We start from the raw sequence: 13520 nt of genomic DNA, 5'->3' as shown, positions 1-13520 counted from the left end.
CAATCAATCCGGCACTTCAAGCACGACTTGCTGCGGCTTGCCGGAGGCCTTGGCCTTACCCTCCTTGCCACCATTGCACTCGACCGACACCGTCCACCCGGACGGGGTGAAAGTATGATCGACCGACTCCACCAGGTATTCGCCATCGAGCCCGCGCTTGAAGCCTTGCGCATTAATCATGATTTCGGCAAACAGATCGGTCCGGCCCGGCAGGTCGAGGCGCACCGAGGCGGTGGATCGGTTGAACGCGGCCAGACGTGCCTTGGCGGCCGCATCGGCTGCCGTGCGGTCCGGGTAGATATGGCGATCGGTGTGCACCGGTGGCATGCCTTCGGGCACGTTGGGATTGTCCAGGTGTGAGACCAGCAATTCCCCGCTGGCGGGGTCTTGGTACTGGGTACTGACCCCTTGATGGGCGCTGCGGTCGCTCAAGCGAAACTGCCAGCGGGTCACGTCGCTGCGCTGCAGGGTAATGACACCCAAAGCCCGGCCACTGGCGCTCTGCCCACCCTGTCGCGGCAGGACCAGCAGCTTGCCGTCGGCCACCTTGGCCGTGCAGTCGTGCTTTTTGGCCACCCGGGTGATGAAGTTGAAGTCGGATTCATTGAGCTGGTCCATGCGCGGCACCCGGGTGTCGACCGAGCACGACGGGTGCCAGCCATTGCGCGCGGCCACGTCACCGACGATCTGCGCCAGGCTGACGTCCTCCCAACTGCCGCTGCGCGTGGTCTTGCCACTGCCGCGCATGTCGCTGGCCTTGCCGCTGATCACTAGCGTGTCCGGCGGGCCGGAAACCGCCACCTCGTCCACGGTGTAGCGGCCCATGCGCGTCAGGTCGGTGCCGGCATAACCCAGGTAGACCTCGATGCTCGCGCCGCGCACGGGCAACGACACCGCGCCGTCACGGTCATCAATGCGCAGCTCAAACGAATCCGAGGCCATCCCGGGTCGATCGGATAGCTGCAGCGACACCAGCCGATCATTGATCAAGGTGGTGATGTCGGCACCGTCGGCGACGATGCGAAAAAGTGGTTGCATGTCGGCACCTCAGACAAGAAAAAGCCCGCACACGGCGGGCTGGATAACGGGATTAATCCCACAACGAAATGACGCTGTCAGTCTCGACCACCAGGTCCGGCAGCGTGATCAGCACGCCGGCCCGGAACGGTTGCGGCTCATCGGCCAGGCCCTGATTGGCGGCCAGCACCGCCTCGACGCTGCGGTTCAGATGGCCGTAATAGTGGTGGCACAGAGTGTCGAGCAGATCCCCATCAGCCGTTCTGCAGGTCATCGCCATAACGGGCAAACTCCAATGAAAAGCCCTGCTTGCGCGGGATCGCCCCGGGCAGCAACGCGCTTTGCTCTTCTTCGATGTTGGTCAAAACCCAATTGCCCAGCACCTCGCCGTAACCGGTGGTGAGGTTCAGCGGCAGCAACTTGGCACCGATGCTGCGCAGTCTATCCAGCTGCTTCAGCCCACCTTTGAAGCTCGGGTAGATCGCGCCCTTGATGGTGATTTTTTCCTCACCCAGGCCCACCGCCTGCTGTGCCGGGCGCCGAGTCAGGCGTTCCTGCGCGGCCCAGCGAAACGCCGTCTGCCGGCGCAGCTCGTCAAACGCCGCGGTGTCTAGGTTGAAGTAGTACGGCCGCTCATTGGCTTTCAGCGGGTAGAGGATCAGCAGGTGCGGGAACGGCTTCACCGCGTCGGGAATCGGCGACATGTCGCCGGCAAACCATTCCGTGGGGAAGATGTTACCCAACGCGGCATTGGCCTTGCCGGCGACCTTGTTGAACGCCGCGCCAAAGCGGCCAATCTGCTCAGTCAACGCAGAAAAATGCTCATCAAACTGGGCCAGTGCGCGCTGGGTCTGGTTGTAGTAGCTGGCCACCTTACCGATCTTGACCTGCGCCGAGTTGATTGCACTTTGCAGACGGCGGGTCTTGTCGCTCAGGTCCTCGCTGAGAAAGGGCAAGCCTTCCAGCGCATCGGCCGCCCCGCTGATTTCATTGAGCGCGCCATTCATGGGTCCGGTCATCGACTCGATGTCCGTGCGGCCGGCTTCACCGGCGTCGACCATGTACTTCAAGCCACCCTGCAGGTGCTCCAGGTAGGTTTTTTCATCCGCCATAACACTTCCTTAGCCCACATGGGGCGCATCAAACAACTGGCGGTCACGCGCCTCCCGGGCGAAGTCGTCAAACTGGCGCCGCAGGTACGGCATCAGCTCCTGAACGAACTGCGCCGGGTCTTTCACATCGCCCTGTACCTGAAAAACCGGGGCTGGGGCGAAGGTGAATTGCTGATCGACCTTCGGCCATTCGGGTGTCTTCGCTGCCGTGCTCGACATCAATGCCGCCGCCGTGACCGGCACAGCGGGAGCGTTTTCCATCGAGCGCACGACCGCGCCCACGCCTTGGCCGGCGGCCATGGGCAAGATACCGATCGGTGCTTTGGCCGGCGTGTCCGGCCCGCCAAACAAGGCCTTGCCCATGGTCGCGCCCACGTCACCGCCGCCCCACGCGCCGACCATGCCACCGATCACTCCGCCAATCGCGGTTCCGATCAGTGGGATGATCGAACCGATGGCCGCGCCGGCCGCTGCACCCGCCAAGCCACCAGCCAAGCTACCTGCCGCCTCGCCGTAGCCTTCGGCCTTCTCATCGCGCGTGGTCGCGTTCTGGTAAGTATCCACCACCTGGAAGCCGGCAGCAGCCACCGCCAGCGCCCCGCCCGCTTTCATTCCCCGGGAAAGCCGATTGGAAGAACCTTTTCCCTTTCGATCTGGATCGCGATCCAGCCCGTCGCCATCACCGTCCTTCGCGTTGGTCACGAACACCCGCTGCACGATGTTGGATCGGTCGCCGGCCGAACCGCGCGCGATGTTGGCCAGCCCCCGACCGATTTTCAGCGCGGCCCAGGCTTTGCCCAATACCAACGCACCGGCAGTGAGTGCCGCCAGGCCCAGCACCGCCTTGGGCGTCTCCTCAGACAAGGCGGTCAAGCCACGGGCTGCCGCGCCAATGCCGGCGGCCAGCGCATCTGTCGCCGGACGCAAGGCATCCCCGATCGCTCGCAGCGAATCGTTGAACGCCTGACCGGCTTCGGCCCAGCGTTGCGACGAGCTCTCGCGACGTTCGTTCAGATTTTTGTCGAGAATGTCCTTGCGCGGGCCGTCGGGGTCCGAAGCGCCTTTTTTCAGCTCCGCATACAGTTTTTTGTTCTGGGTGTACGCCATCAGCGCGGTCTTGACCTGCATGTCGGCAAACACGTCACCGGTACGTAGGGTCGCGGCCAGGGCATCGGCCATCACTTGCGCCTTGGCCGGATCCGTCTCCTGGCTGATTTTGGTCAGGCCCTGATCCAGCTGTTTAGCCTTTTTGGGGTCGGTCTTTTCCACGTACCGGCGAGCCAGTTCAAAACTGGCTTCAAAGGTCGACAGGCCCTTGCCAATGGCGGCATTCATCGAGCCCTGATAGTCGATCCCGGCATCGGCATAACCTTTGACCGTTTCCCCCGAGCCGATTTTCGCGATCCAGTTTTTCAGGTTGTTCGCCGCCTCATCGGCACTGCCGGCGCTCTTGATCTGCACCTGCAGCATGGCGCCCAACTGGGTCACCGCATCCTGACCGGTGATGCCGCTGCTAGCCATCTGCGCCAGCAGTTCCGGAAACCACTTGGCCATGTCGGCTGCTTCGAAGCTGCCTTGCTGGCCCAGCAACGCGACCGACGCCAAGGCCTGTTCCATTTTCTGCGGGTCGGTGATCTTGGCGTTGTTCTGCATCGCCAGAATCATCTTCGCCGTGTCGGTGCCCGACGCGCCCTGCCCGACTGCAAACTTGGCAGCCACCGGGGCGTACTTCAGCGCTTCGGCCAGATCCATGCCGCCACCGACCAGCTGGTTCACCAGCTCGGCCACCTGGGTGTTGGCCATGCCAGTGTCTTTCGAAGTCTGCACAATGTCGCGGGCGGTGTTCACTTCCTGTTGAGTATTGGCGGTACCGGACTTGATCGCGATGTCACGAATGATCGCCTGGAAATCTGCGCTGACCTTGGTCGGCACGGCCGCCAGGGTGGTGCCGGCCACCGCCGTGCCAAATCCGCTGCGTAAACTTTCCCGCCCCTCCTCGACCTGGCCCATCCCTTTGGCTTTGAACTCGGCGCTGCGCACCACCTTGCCCAGCGCCAGGTACTCCTGACGCAGGCGTCCGACTTCAACCCCCTGCTTGCGCAGGCTGCTGGTGTTGGTTTCCAGTTTGCGCAGTAAGGCATCGGCGTTGGCCGCCCCGGTGTCATGGGCTTTCTTCCATTCATCGCGCAGGCGTATGGTCTCGCCGATGACTTTCTGCAAGCCCTTGGCGCGAGTGGTTTGCGCCTCGAGCTTTTTCATTTCGCCGCTGACGTTCTTGAAGGCGGCGCCGAGGGATGAATCGACGGCGCCACCAATCACCAGTCCGAGCGAGAGTTTGTTCGCCATGCTTATCACCTACGTGCGACGGGGTGGGCTCAATCCGTGAGCCACCAGACCATCTCGGAAAACGACAGGCCCTGAATCTCGGCCGCCGAAAAATTCAGCTCGACCGCCAGGCGTTTGGCCAAGGCCTTTTGCAGGCGGGGGTTAAACCCCGTCGTCTGCTCCCAGACGAAAATAGGCGGTCTGCAGACGACGGTAATCACGCATCAGCAGCCCCTCCAGATCGCCACGGCCGATGCTCGCCAGGCTGCAGAACAAAACCATTTCCTGCTCTTCTTCGTTGCTTCCGCCCTGCAACGTGGCGGCGCGCATCTCGCGCACCGTCGGCTCACGTAGGGTCAGCTTGTCGACCTTGACGCCATTGGCCTCGCTCGGTTTGGATAAGATGACGGTGGCGATGCCATCGCCCAGTTGCAGCCACTTGGGCAGAACATTGTCTTTTGCGTTGCTCATGGTAGTGCTCCTTACATGCCCAGGGCAGACCGCACAGCGGCCAGTTGGTCGACGCCATCGATGACGCGGATCGAGTTGAGAGGATCGATTTCAAACATCACGCTGCCGTCGATCTCCAGCTTGTAATAGGTCACGGCGACGGCGTACTTGAACTCGCCTTTTTCACCCGGTTTCCAGTCCCCCGGGTCGACTTCCTTGAGGCTGCCACGCAGGGTGGCGACCACCGACTTGACCACACCTTTCTGGCCCTTAAAGGCACCGCGGAACGAGGCGTTGAACCCGGTCAAGTCGGACTGACCGAAGAACTTCAGCACCTCGCGGCGCACACCATTGGTGAGGAAGCTGGCTTCCAGCTTCTCCATACCCATGTCGAGTTCGACCGCCGCGTCCATGCCGCCCGCGCGGTATTCGTCAGTCTTGAGGGTCAACTTGGGCAGGGTCAGGCTCGGCACGTCGCCTTGCAGGCTGATGCCGTCCACGAACAGGTTGGTGTTGTAGAGCACTTCCGGAATCATAAAACGGCCTCCTTAGGCAGCGGTGTCCAGCACTTCAGTGATCCACTGATCGGTCACCTCCACGCGGAAGTTCGGGTTTTCGGCCGGCGGCACGTCGGTGAACCGGATGTTCCAGTACACCTTGCCGTCGCTGAGTTCGCTGGAGGTGTTCAGCTCTTCGTCGGCATAGACCTCAAAGTTGATGATCGCGCCCTGATTCTTCAGGTCGCGCATGAACGCCTGCAGGCCTTCGGTCACGTCCTTGACGTAGGTCGCGGTGATCGAGCGGTCGACGGCCCACTTGTGTGCGTAGAGGATGGCGTCCATGACGATATCCAGCGTGCGCACGCGGGTGACGAACTTCCATTTCGGGTCGCTGGACAGCGTGCGGTTGCCCCACAGCCGGTAGCCGTCATCGCGGATGATCGTGGTGATGTTGGCGTTGTTCAGCAGGTTGGCCCGGCAGGACGCATCGCCGTCGAGAAACTCGATCGGGCGCGTGGTGCCGGTGATGCCGACAAACTCCTTGTTCGACGGCGAGGCCCAGAAGCCGTAGGTGGCATCGGTCCAGGCAAACAGGCCGGCGGTCCAGGCCGAGGCTGGTGCGTTGACGGTAGCGCTGGTTCCGGTGTCCCAGAACTGCACGCCGGGGTCGACCATGTAGGCGTGTTTGCTGCCGAAATTTTCGGCATAGGCGATCGCGGCTTCGTCGGTGGTGTTCGGCCCGTCGAGGATGGCCATCGCCCGCATCTTGTCGCCCAAGGCGACCAGCTCGGTGGCCACCGCCAGCGTCGCCGAGTACCCCGGCGTCACCAACAACCGTGGCTGCGCGTTGAACTTGCTTTTGCCGTTGAGCAACGCCTGCATGCCGGTCCGGCTACCGTCGGCCCAAACCCCGCCGATGATCGCTGACAGCTGCTCAGCCGGATCCTCCAACAGCGGCACACCGACGGCGACAATCACAGCCTTGGACCGCTTGAAAATGGCCTTGCAGTCCTGGGTGATCGCCGCATCCGGACCCCAGGCCGCCACCGCTTCGCTTTCGCGGGTGATCAGCAGCAGTTCGTTGGCCGCCGCGGTCGCCGGCGGCCCTACGGTGAAGGTGTTGCACAGGCCGATGATCGAGGCGGACGGGGTGGCGATATGCCGGGCGCCGGTGTCCACCAGGGTCACGGTGACGCCGTGAAAGAAACTCATAGAGTGATGCTCCAGAAACGAAAAAGCCCCGCATCAGCGAGGCCGTGGGGATGTGCGGTGAAGTGCAATAACGGAAAAGAAAACGCCCCGGCAATGCGGGGCGTCAGGGCGCGGTGCGGGTCAGTCCGTCCGGCTTTAACGGTCGTTTATCACTGTTTGGAAAGTCTGGCGAAGTTGGCCAGGCCCGCAGTTCATTGCGGTAGGTGCGCCAGGCGAGCTCCGTATTGAGCGCGGCCGGGTCAGCATCCAGATGCTTGTCGATCTCTCTGCCAGCCCAGTGCAGTTCATTTTCGATCCACGATCGTTCTCGCCGGCTCTGTAGCGCCAGGTCGCGTGCGGCATCGAGCGCCCAAACGAGACCATCCCAGATATAAGCCGCACTTGGTCGGGGCAAGGTCGTCAGCTCGGCCGGCAGTTCACCAGGCATCGAATGCGTCACCTCGGTACCATCGGTGGTGCGGTAAGCCACCCCACGGTAGTCGGGCACCACCACCCATGCCTCGTCCCTCCAAACGACCACCTCACCATTCCCGGCTTGCGGTGGTTCCTCTAACGTGGCGCCAGCCGGGAGACCGCAGCCACGGCTCACATAGATTTCGTGTTGGCCGAGGTATTCACCAGTGGTTTCGCTGAACGTGTAAACCTCGATCCACCCACTCTCATCAAAAAAACCATTCACTAAAGTAGTCATCAATACATCCTGCAGATGTAGTTGTAAGCCACGTTGCGCATACGGGTTTCCGTACTCACACGGGCGACGGCTGAAGGATTGAAAGTTACAGACATGTTGCCCGTTGTACTGACTCGTGGTGCAGCGGGTATATCACTCGTCATGTAACCAGTAGCCGTAAATACGCCGGTCGCGGTATTCACCAGCAACATCGAATCATCGTCCTGTAGCCTGAGTTCACCCGTCATGTTTTGTAGCGTGTCGAGTTGAAGGCTCAACACGGCGCGCCCAGAGTCGGGGTCGATTCCACGCCCGCCATCCAGACCACGAATCGACTCGGCGCGCATGTCTGGCAGGAAGCCGCTGGGATACACGGCGGCCAATGCCGGGTACCACTCGACATTGAACGGCTGCCCCCCCATCAAAACGCATTTCTCGGGTGGCGTAGCGGTTGGCCATGGAAACGGCACGCCGACAGGGATGGAAAATATGGAAGCAGGATCAAAATTGCTTTCGGTCCAGATCTTCCCGAAGTCGGTTGCATCAACCTGTAAACCCACGTCGCTCGAGGCGGGTCGATAACCAATGTAGACCTTGTTCGACTCCTGACCCGCACCACCGCCTTGCTGCACGGGAGTGAAACCCAGTGCCGCCTGGTACGCAGCAGGGTCAAAGTTGCTAGTGTTCCAACCCGTTACCCACTCACTGAATTCATATCCCTCTGGGGTCTGAACTGCGCCTCGGGTATAGGTTGTACCGGAGTTATAGCTGGTGATTTGTTGCCAGAGGGTGTCTTGACTGACTGCAACCAGCATGGGGGAGAATTGACCGCCGGCAGGCATGTTCAAGCTGGTGTTCACCCGGTAAATGCCCACAGTGGTGATTGTGTTTAGATCAGTGCCGTCGGGAAGGACAATCCCCCCGTGACCGATACCATAAGCACCCGTGAGCAATACACGGCCTGGCGTGTCATCTTGGGGGTAGATTTGTTTAACCAGATTGGTTGAGTCCCATATGCTTTCCCATTCGCCCCAAACACCGGCAGTCAAGGCCCGGCGGTGTAGGGTGTGGTCGGCATTCCCATAAATCTCCTGGAAGGCGTATTGACCTGGTGTAATCGCCGAGACGCGAACCCAACCCTCATAGATCCCGCCACCTGGCCCTCCTATGCCATTGCTGATGAAATAGAGGGCCGTCTCCGCGTTCAAACCACCGATGTCAACATCACTGACCGCATAGGCAGGCCCGCCCCAGCCGAACGCTCCGACCTTCATCAGCGCATCAGGCGTTTCATCGTGCAGATGGACCTGCACAGCAGCGGTCGCAGCGGTGCCCAGCCCGAGGTTATTCCGAGCCTCGACCACATCCGCAACATCGCCCAGGTTTTCGCTGACTGCCAGGGCATCGGTGATGCCGTAGCCGGCCAGGGTAGTCGGGTTGGTACCGGCGACCACACGCCCGAGGGCATCGACGGTGACACTGCGAAACGTGCCCACACCGATCCCACTGCCGCCCGCGATCATTTCAAACTGCAAACCGGTGGTGCCGAGGGTGATCGGCGCGTCGGTGACCAACTGCCAGAGGCTGTCGCCATTGGTCGTGCCCTGCTCGACGTGGATAAACAACCCCGGGGTCACTTCCAGGCTGTTGTCGGCATCGGCGGCCCGTGTCCAGCCTTCGGTGCTGACAACATACAGGCCGTTGTTCTGGGCTTCTGCCTGGGCGGTCACCAGCACTCGGTCACCAACGACCACGGCCACGTCATCGATAGTCTGCACATTGCTCAAGGCAATGGCGGCGGTCGCCGCCACCCGCGCTGACTGCTTGTGATCCAGCTTAGCCAGCGCTTCGCTGATCGCGAGGTCGACGTATTCACGTGTGGCCAGCACCACCGCCGGGTCGATCTTCAGCACGATGTTCGCCGAGCTGCTGACGATGAAGTTCATCCGCACGACCTGGGTCTTACCACTGCCTTGGTCGAGCAAGGGTTTATAGCTCGGCGCGCAGTTGGCCACCGCCACCAGATCGCCGTCGACGTCATAAAGGCCGATCTCGCGAATCCACTCACCGCCCACTTCCGGCGGAATTATCTGCTCGGTGATGACGGTGTTGGGGTTGGCCGGATCGACCCGGATCTGGTTGATCGGCGCCCGGCGCCATTCGTTGATCAGCTGGGTCTGCAGGCGATCGGGAATCGGGTCAGTGCCGTTGGCATCGCCCAGGCCCATCTCGGTGAACATCCAGTCCAGGCCCATGGCGATGGCATTGGCGTGCTTGGCTTCACCGACCGCCGTGAGAATGGCAAAAAACTGACTGGTTTTATCAATCATAGGGATAAACGTCCAAAGTATCGGTTTCATCGACGCAGAGCGCCGGGCCAAAGGTGCCGGTCACGTCGATGTCTTTCGGTGCCGGCGGGTACACGTCGATCTCTTCACCTTCTTGCACGCACACGGCAATGCCCAGCACCCCCTCGGTCTGCAGGCTGAGCGCCAGGTTGGTCATGTGCCGACTGACCGGACGGGCGTCGTCGATCAACCACGCCAGTTCCTCGTACAGTTCCTCGGTAATGCCGGCGTCATTCAGCCCCACCTCCAGGGCGAACGTACCGGGCACGCCTTCCGGCACGGTGTCGAACCATTCCACAACATCGATCAGGTAGCCCAAGGGCTCGACCACCCGACGCAATGCACCGATGGTGCCTTTGCGTGCATGCACGTCGTACGCCGAACGGATTGCCGTGCGCTTGGCCTCCTGCGTCCAGTTGTTGTTCCAGCGGTCCACCGACCAGGCCGACGCCAGATACGGCAACAGGTGTTCAGGGCAGGTATCGGCGTTGTACAAACTGCGCAGCGGAATCAGTGTGTTTTCAAAGTTGGCCGCCTCAACGGCCAGCTCTAGCGGCGTGCTGTTGAGGGGCAGCTGACTGCTCATGTCAGACTGTCTCCCAACACCACGTTGTAGCCCGTGCAGTAAGCCGCCTCGGCCTTGCTCGGTCTGACGTCCGTCCAGTCGAGCAGCTCAACGCGGGCGATGCCGGGAACGTGCAATTGCGCATCGATCCCCGAGCGCGCCACTTCCAGACCGAGGCGACGGCGTGGGTTGATCCACTCACTCAGGCGTTTCTGGCTTTCGGCCAGGTAGGCTTCGTTTTCCGGCCCCGGTGCCTGCGGGTACAGCACCGCTTCAATGTGGTAGTCGATGACCACAGCGCTCTGCACCGTGAGGCGGTCGGCCACCGGCCGCACGTCTTCGTCATTGAGGTGCAGCCGGACCTCTTCCAGCAGCTCCGGCGAGGCGGCGCCGCTGCCTTCCAGGCTAAGCACGGTGACCACCACCACAGCCGGTGACGGACTTTCCGCCGTGGCATCGGCCACCAGGCCCGAGGCGTTGCGCGCATGCAGGATGTAGCTGTTTCGCGGTCCCGCCGTGGTCAGCCCCTCATACGACAGCTGCACTCGCTCGCGCAGGGCATCGTCTTCCTCAAGCACCTGCGGCGTCGGCGGCACCGTGCTCGGGTCTCCCGCCTGAATCACCAGGCGCTGCAGGTTGACGTTGGCGGCGAGGTGATCGAGGTCGGCCCGTTCGGCATGGGCCAACAGCAAAGCCTTGCCCGCGTCGTTGACCCGCGCCCGGTTCTGCAAGGCGCCATACGCGGCCTGCTCGATCAGCTTGAGTACTGGGTCGCTTTCGAGTTCCGCACTCCAGTTGTCGCCCATGCTCAGGCGGAAGGCTTCCAGCTTCTCCTGGTAGACCACTTCAAAGTCGAGGTCTTCGAGTACTTGCGGCGGCGGCAGGACCGCCAGTTCCATAGTCATGCGGACACCTCCAAAGTCACGTCGCTGCCCAGGTACTGCCCGGTCAGTTCAAAGGTGATACGCCCGTCGAGAATGGCCACGGCGCGCACACGGCCGAGTTTCAGCCGTGGCTCCCAACGCCCGAGCGTACTGGCCACTTCGGCCTGCACGGCACTTTTCCAGCCGTCATTGACCGGCAGGTCGACAAACCGCCGCAGCTTGCTGCCGTACTCCGGGCGCATGCGCCGGCTGCCCAAGGGAGTGGACAAGATGTCCTCGATGGACTGGCGCAGGTGATCGAGGCCGGAAATGAGTTGGCCGGTGCGGCGGTCCAGTCCGATCATCCCGATCATGGGATCAGCCCTCGACCGCGACAAAATCCTTGCGGCCATGCAAATAGTCGAGCGCGACCGTGTCGTCCGACGCCACCGCGACTTGTCCTTTTTTGACTTTCAAGGTGCGCCCGGCGTCCAGCAGGATCAGTACCCGCGAGGTGTACAGCGTGTCGCGAAAGATGCTCAGCGTGGCCGGCTCGGGTGCATCCGTGGCGGCGGGAACGGCCTTGGTTTTACTCGTCATGCTTTCTCCAGACATGAAAAAGCCCGCGCGCGGCGGGCTGAAAGTGAATGTGTGTTCAATGCGAGTGGTTGCTGCTGTTGCCCCCGGCATCCATGATCGTGCCGGCACCGTTGATGTCGCCGGACACGCTCAGCGATCCGTCGATAGCCACCTCACCCGCCAGGATGATTTGGCTGGCCGTCACCCGCACTTGTTCCGGCGTCACTTCAAACTGCGAGCCACCGACCGAGATGGTCGCGCGGCTGCCGTCGGGTAAGGCGATGCTGTAGCTACCAGCCTGCCAGTCGTAAACCAGTGAGCCGCCATCGTCAAAGTGCCAGGCCTCGACGTGATCGCGGTTGTCCGGTGGCGTCCCGGTGTTGCCATACAACCCCGGGAGAAAGGTGCCCATGGCCGGATCACCGCTGGGGCTGAACAGAACACCCTGCTCCCCCGTACTCGGCGCACGCCAATGACGTGCCTTGCCGGCGGCCAGGCTATGCCAGCGCACCCAGGCACTGACCCAGGCACCGGCCTTGACCCGCACCCGGCCGGCCATCAGATCGACGCCGACCACCACACAGGGCAGCAGCATGGCGGCGATCATCCGGTCGTGTTCAGCGCTGGCGTATCCCATGCCAGATCCTCCGGCTGAAAGTAGTGATCTTCATTGCCGGTACCGGTGCAGCCATCGACGTTCAGGTACAGAGAACCCGGCGGCTCGACTGGCCATAACCATTCGGTTTCACCGATCTGGAATATCTGCTTCCACTCAACGATCCACACCACAAATTGCGCCAGCTCCGGCATCGAGTCGTCCGGGAATGCACGTACGTCCTGCACCTCTTCGACAAAGTCCAGCCCCCAATACTGCCCACGCAAAATCTTGCTGATCTCGGCGGCCAGAATGGCGGCCTGCAAGGCCGCTTTGCTGATGGTGGAATCGACCATGATGCACACCTGAAAGCGGCCGCTCAGGGAAGTTTTGCCGCTGCCATTGTCGGATGCTTCGCCGATTTCCGTCAGGGCGAACAACACCGCCGGCAGACCGACTTCCGCATTCAACTCGGGAAACGCCTCGACACTGACCACCGACGGCAAGCCGGCGCGGAATGTCGCCTCGATCGCATTGTGTAAGGTCGTCAGCTCATCCATTGTTCAAACTCAAAATGAAGTTGACCATGCCGGCGCCGTCCGGCTCACGCTTGCTGACCTTGTAGCGGCCGCCGCCCTGCTCTGCCGGTAGATCGATGGTGAGAAACGTGTCTTTCTCGATGCCCACCGCATCCACCACGCGGGCGGTGAAGGTGGGTGCCAGAACGTTATCCGTCACGATGGCATTGCCCAGACGCACGCTCTTCGATTTACCGCCCACATCCGCACCGACGAAGGGCGAGAAGAACGCACCGAACAACGCTTGGCCATCCGGCTTGATGGCCCGATCGCCCAGACGATCGACCAGCACAGCATCCATCCGGGCTGTGACGTCACGAAAGCGGCCTAGCGTGGTCACTGAATCAACAACGCTTCGGCAATACCGCCGACCGGAGCACTCATCAGCTTGCCGAAGGGCACCGTGTCACCAGTGGCCGTGAGCGGATCAACCAGCACGCCGGCTTGCAGAGCCACCTTTTGCCCCAGCAGCAGCGCTGCATCGGCAGGCAGGCGCCAGACGCCGTCGAGATGGCCAACCAGGACATCACCCGCCACACCACTGGCGATCGGGATGACCACCGTATCAACCAGCACCAACGGCACCCCCGCCGTCGCGCCACCGTCTGGCGCCACAAAAGTCAGCGTGCTGCCGGGACCCGAATAATTCTTGGACATGCGCATTTCTCCTGTACAGAAACAACAAACCCCGCTCGCGGCGGGGTGT

The 13520-nt window shown here is 61.9% G+C and carries 17 protein-coding genes; all 17 read right to left on the bottom strand.

The window, feature by feature from the left end; all coding sequences use genetic code 11:
* Nucleotides 1-3: 3 nt before the first annotated feature.
* Nucleotides 4-1038: a phage late control D family protein gene (locus AC1RP7_RS16705; RefSeq protein ID WP_493183038.1), complete on the bottom strand. Its 1035-nt coding sequence runs from the start codon at nt 1036-1038 to the stop codon at nt 4-6.
* 52 nt (nt 1039-1090) lie between these two features.
* A complete protein-coding gene (locus AC1RP7_RS16700) occupies nt 1091-1297 on the bottom strand; it encodes a tail protein X (RefSeq protein ID WP_057716592.1) in 207 nt (68 codons plus the stop codon).
* Complete coding sequence (locus tag AC1RP7_RS16695) at nt 1272-2129, bottom strand: phage tail protein (protein WP_493183040.1); 858 nt, start codon at nt 2127-2129, stop codon at nt 1272-1274. Before AC1RP7_RS16695 ends, AC1RP7_RS16700 begins: the two co-directional genes overlap by 26 nt.
* A 9-nt stretch (nt 2130-2138) precedes the next feature.
* The gene (locus AC1RP7_RS16690; protein ID WP_493183041.1) at nt 2139-4475 is read right to left on the bottom strand and encodes a phage tail tape measure protein; all 2337 of its coding nucleotides are present in this window, start codon (nt 4473-4475) and stop codon (nt 2139-2141) included.
* A 141-nt stretch (nt 4476-4616) separates the two neighbouring features.
* A complete protein-coding gene (locus tag AC1RP7_RS16685) occupies nt 4617-4925 on the bottom strand; it encodes a phage tail assembly protein (RefSeq protein WP_493183043.1) in 309 nt (102 codons plus the stop codon).
* Nucleotides 4926-4936: 11 nt separating this feature from the next.
* The gene (locus AC1RP7_RS16680) at nt 4937-5440 is read right to left on the bottom strand and encodes a phage major tail tube protein (RefSeq protein WP_322617139.1); all 504 of its coding nucleotides are present in this window, start codon (nt 5438-5440) and stop codon (nt 4937-4939) included.
* 12 nt (nt 5441-5452) lie between these two features.
* Nucleotides 5453-6616: a phage tail sheath subtilisin-like domain-containing protein gene (locus tag AC1RP7_RS16675; RefSeq protein WP_493183045.1), complete on the bottom strand. Its 1164-nt coding sequence runs from the start codon at nt 6614-6616 to the stop codon at nt 5453-5455.
* Nucleotides 6617-6719: 103 nt separating this feature from the next.
* Nucleotides 6720-7307, bottom strand: a complete 588-nt coding sequence (locus tag AC1RP7_RS16670; protein ID WP_493183046.1) for a hypothetical protein — start codon at nt 7305-7307, stop codon at nt 6720-6722.
* Nucleotides 7307-9616 carry a phage tail-collar fiber domain-containing protein gene (locus AC1RP7_RS16665; protein WP_493183048.1) on the bottom strand — a complete coding sequence of 770 codons (2310 nt, stop codon included), beginning with the start codon at nt 9614-9616 and terminating at the stop codon, nt 7307-7309. The genes AC1RP7_RS16670 and AC1RP7_RS16665 overlap by 1 nt, the downstream gene beginning before the upstream one ends.
* Nucleotides 9609-10220: a phage tail protein I gene (locus AC1RP7_RS16660; protein ID WP_493183050.1), complete on the bottom strand. Its 612-nt coding sequence runs from the start codon at nt 10218-10220 to the stop codon at nt 9609-9611. The genes AC1RP7_RS16665 and AC1RP7_RS16660 overlap by 8 nt, the downstream gene beginning before the upstream one ends.
* On the bottom strand, nt 10217-11104 hold the full coding sequence (locus AC1RP7_RS16655; protein WP_493183052.1) for a baseplate assembly protein: 888 nt from the start codon (nt 11102-11104) through the stop codon (nt 10217-10219). Before AC1RP7_RS16655 ends, AC1RP7_RS16660 begins: the two co-directional genes overlap by 4 nt.
* Nucleotides 11101-11427, bottom strand: a complete 327-nt coding sequence (locus AC1RP7_RS16650; RefSeq protein WP_043302559.1) for a GPW/gp25 family protein — start codon at nt 11425-11427, stop codon at nt 11101-11103. Before AC1RP7_RS16650 ends, AC1RP7_RS16655 begins: the two co-directional genes overlap by 4 nt.
* 13 nt (nt 11428-11440) lie before the next feature.
* A complete protein-coding gene (locus AC1RP7_RS16645; protein ID WP_493183053.1) occupies nt 11441-11662 on the bottom strand; it encodes a hypothetical protein in 222 nt (73 codons plus the stop codon).
* A 55-nt stretch (nt 11663-11717) separates the two neighbouring features.
* The gene (locus tag AC1RP7_RS16640) at nt 11718-12278 is read right to left on the bottom strand and encodes a phage baseplate assembly protein V (RefSeq protein WP_493183054.1); all 561 of its coding nucleotides are present in this window, start codon (nt 12276-12278) and stop codon (nt 11718-11720) included.
* On the bottom strand, nt 12245-12796 hold the full coding sequence (locus AC1RP7_RS16635) for a hypothetical protein (protein WP_493183056.1): 552 nt from the start codon (nt 12794-12796) through the stop codon (nt 12245-12247). Before AC1RP7_RS16635 ends, AC1RP7_RS16640 begins: the two co-directional genes overlap by 34 nt.
* Nucleotides 12789-13115: a head-tail joining protein gene (locus tag AC1RP7_RS16630; protein ID WP_493183057.1), complete on the bottom strand. Its 327-nt coding sequence runs from the start codon at nt 13113-13115 to the stop codon at nt 12789-12791. Before AC1RP7_RS16630 ends, AC1RP7_RS16635 begins: the two co-directional genes overlap by 8 nt.
* A 35-nt stretch (nt 13116-13150) precedes the next feature.
* Nucleotides 13151-13471, bottom strand: a complete 321-nt coding sequence (locus AC1RP7_RS16625) for a capsid cement protein (protein ID WP_493183058.1) — start codon at nt 13469-13471, stop codon at nt 13151-13153.
* Nucleotides 13472-13520: the final 49 nt, after the last annotated feature.

Source organism: Pseudomonas sp. GW822-FHT01E03 (genome assembly GCF_058802985.1).
The sequence above is the reverse complement of the archived record's forward strand: the minus strand, read 5'-3'. Positions and strand labels throughout refer to the sequence as shown.

Excerpts from the sequence above, each read along its gene's own strand:
- AC1RP7_RS16705 (WP_493183038.1), bottom strand. The coding sequence starts at position 1,038 with ATGCAACCACTTTTTCGCATCGTCGCCGACGGTGCCGACATCACCACC.
- AC1RP7_RS16700 (WP_057716592.1), bottom strand. The coding sequence starts at position 1,297 with ATGGCGATGACCTGCAGAACGGCTGATGGGGATCTGCTCGACACTCTG.
- AC1RP7_RS16695 (WP_493183040.1), bottom strand. The coding sequence starts at position 2,129 with ATGGCGGATGAAAAAACCTACCTGGAGCACCTGCAGGGTGGCTTGAAG.
- AC1RP7_RS16690 (WP_493183041.1), bottom strand. The coding sequence starts at position 4,475 with ATGGCGAACAAACTCTCGCTCGGACTGGTGATTGGTGGCGCCGTCGAT.
- AC1RP7_RS16685 (WP_493183043.1), bottom strand. The coding sequence starts at position 4,925 with ATGAGCAACGCAAAAGACAATGTTCTGCCCAAGTGGCTGCAACTGGGC.
- AC1RP7_RS16680 (WP_322617139.1), bottom strand. The coding sequence starts at position 5,440 with ATGATTCCGGAAGTGCTCTACAACACCAACCTGTTCGTGGACGGCATC.
- AC1RP7_RS16675 (WP_493183045.1), bottom strand. The coding sequence starts at position 6,616 with ATGAGTTTCTTTCACGGCGTCACCGTGACCCTGGTGGACACCGGCGCC.
- AC1RP7_RS16670 (WP_493183046.1), bottom strand. The coding sequence starts at position 7,307 with ATGACTACTTTAGTGAATGGTTTTTTTGATGAGAGTGGGTGGATCGAG.
- AC1RP7_RS16665 (WP_493183048.1), bottom strand. The coding sequence starts at position 9,616 with ATGATTGATAAAACCAGTCAGTTTTTTGCCATTCTCACGGCGGTCGGT.
- AC1RP7_RS16660 (WP_493183050.1), bottom strand. The coding sequence starts at position 10,220 with ATGAGCAGTCAGCTGCCCCTCAACAGCACGCCGCTAGAGCTGGCCGTT.
- AC1RP7_RS16655 (WP_493183052.1), bottom strand. The coding sequence starts at position 11,104 with ATGACTATGGAACTGGCGGTCCTGCCGCCGCCGCAAGTACTCGAAGAC.
- AC1RP7_RS16650 (WP_043302559.1), bottom strand. The coding sequence starts at position 11,427 with ATGATCGGACTGGACCGCCGCACCGGCCAACTCATTTCCGGCCTCGAT.
- AC1RP7_RS16645 (WP_493183053.1), bottom strand. The coding sequence starts at position 11,662 with ATGACGAGTAAAACCAAGGCCGTTCCCGCCGCCACGGATGCACCCGAG.
- AC1RP7_RS16640 (WP_493183054.1), bottom strand. The coding sequence starts at position 12,278 with ATGGGATACGCCAGCGCTGAACACGACCGGATGATCGCCGCCATGCTG.
- AC1RP7_RS16635 (WP_493183056.1), bottom strand. The coding sequence starts at position 12,796 with ATGGATGAGCTGACGACCTTACACAATGCGATCGAGGCGACATTCCGC.
- AC1RP7_RS16630 (WP_493183057.1), bottom strand. The coding sequence starts at position 13,115 with ATGGATGCTGTGCTGGTCGATCGTCTGGGCGATCGGGCCATCAAGCCG.
- AC1RP7_RS16625 (WP_493183058.1), bottom strand. The coding sequence starts at position 13,471 with ATGTCCAAGAATTATTCGGGTCCCGGCAGCACGCTGACTTTTGTGGCG.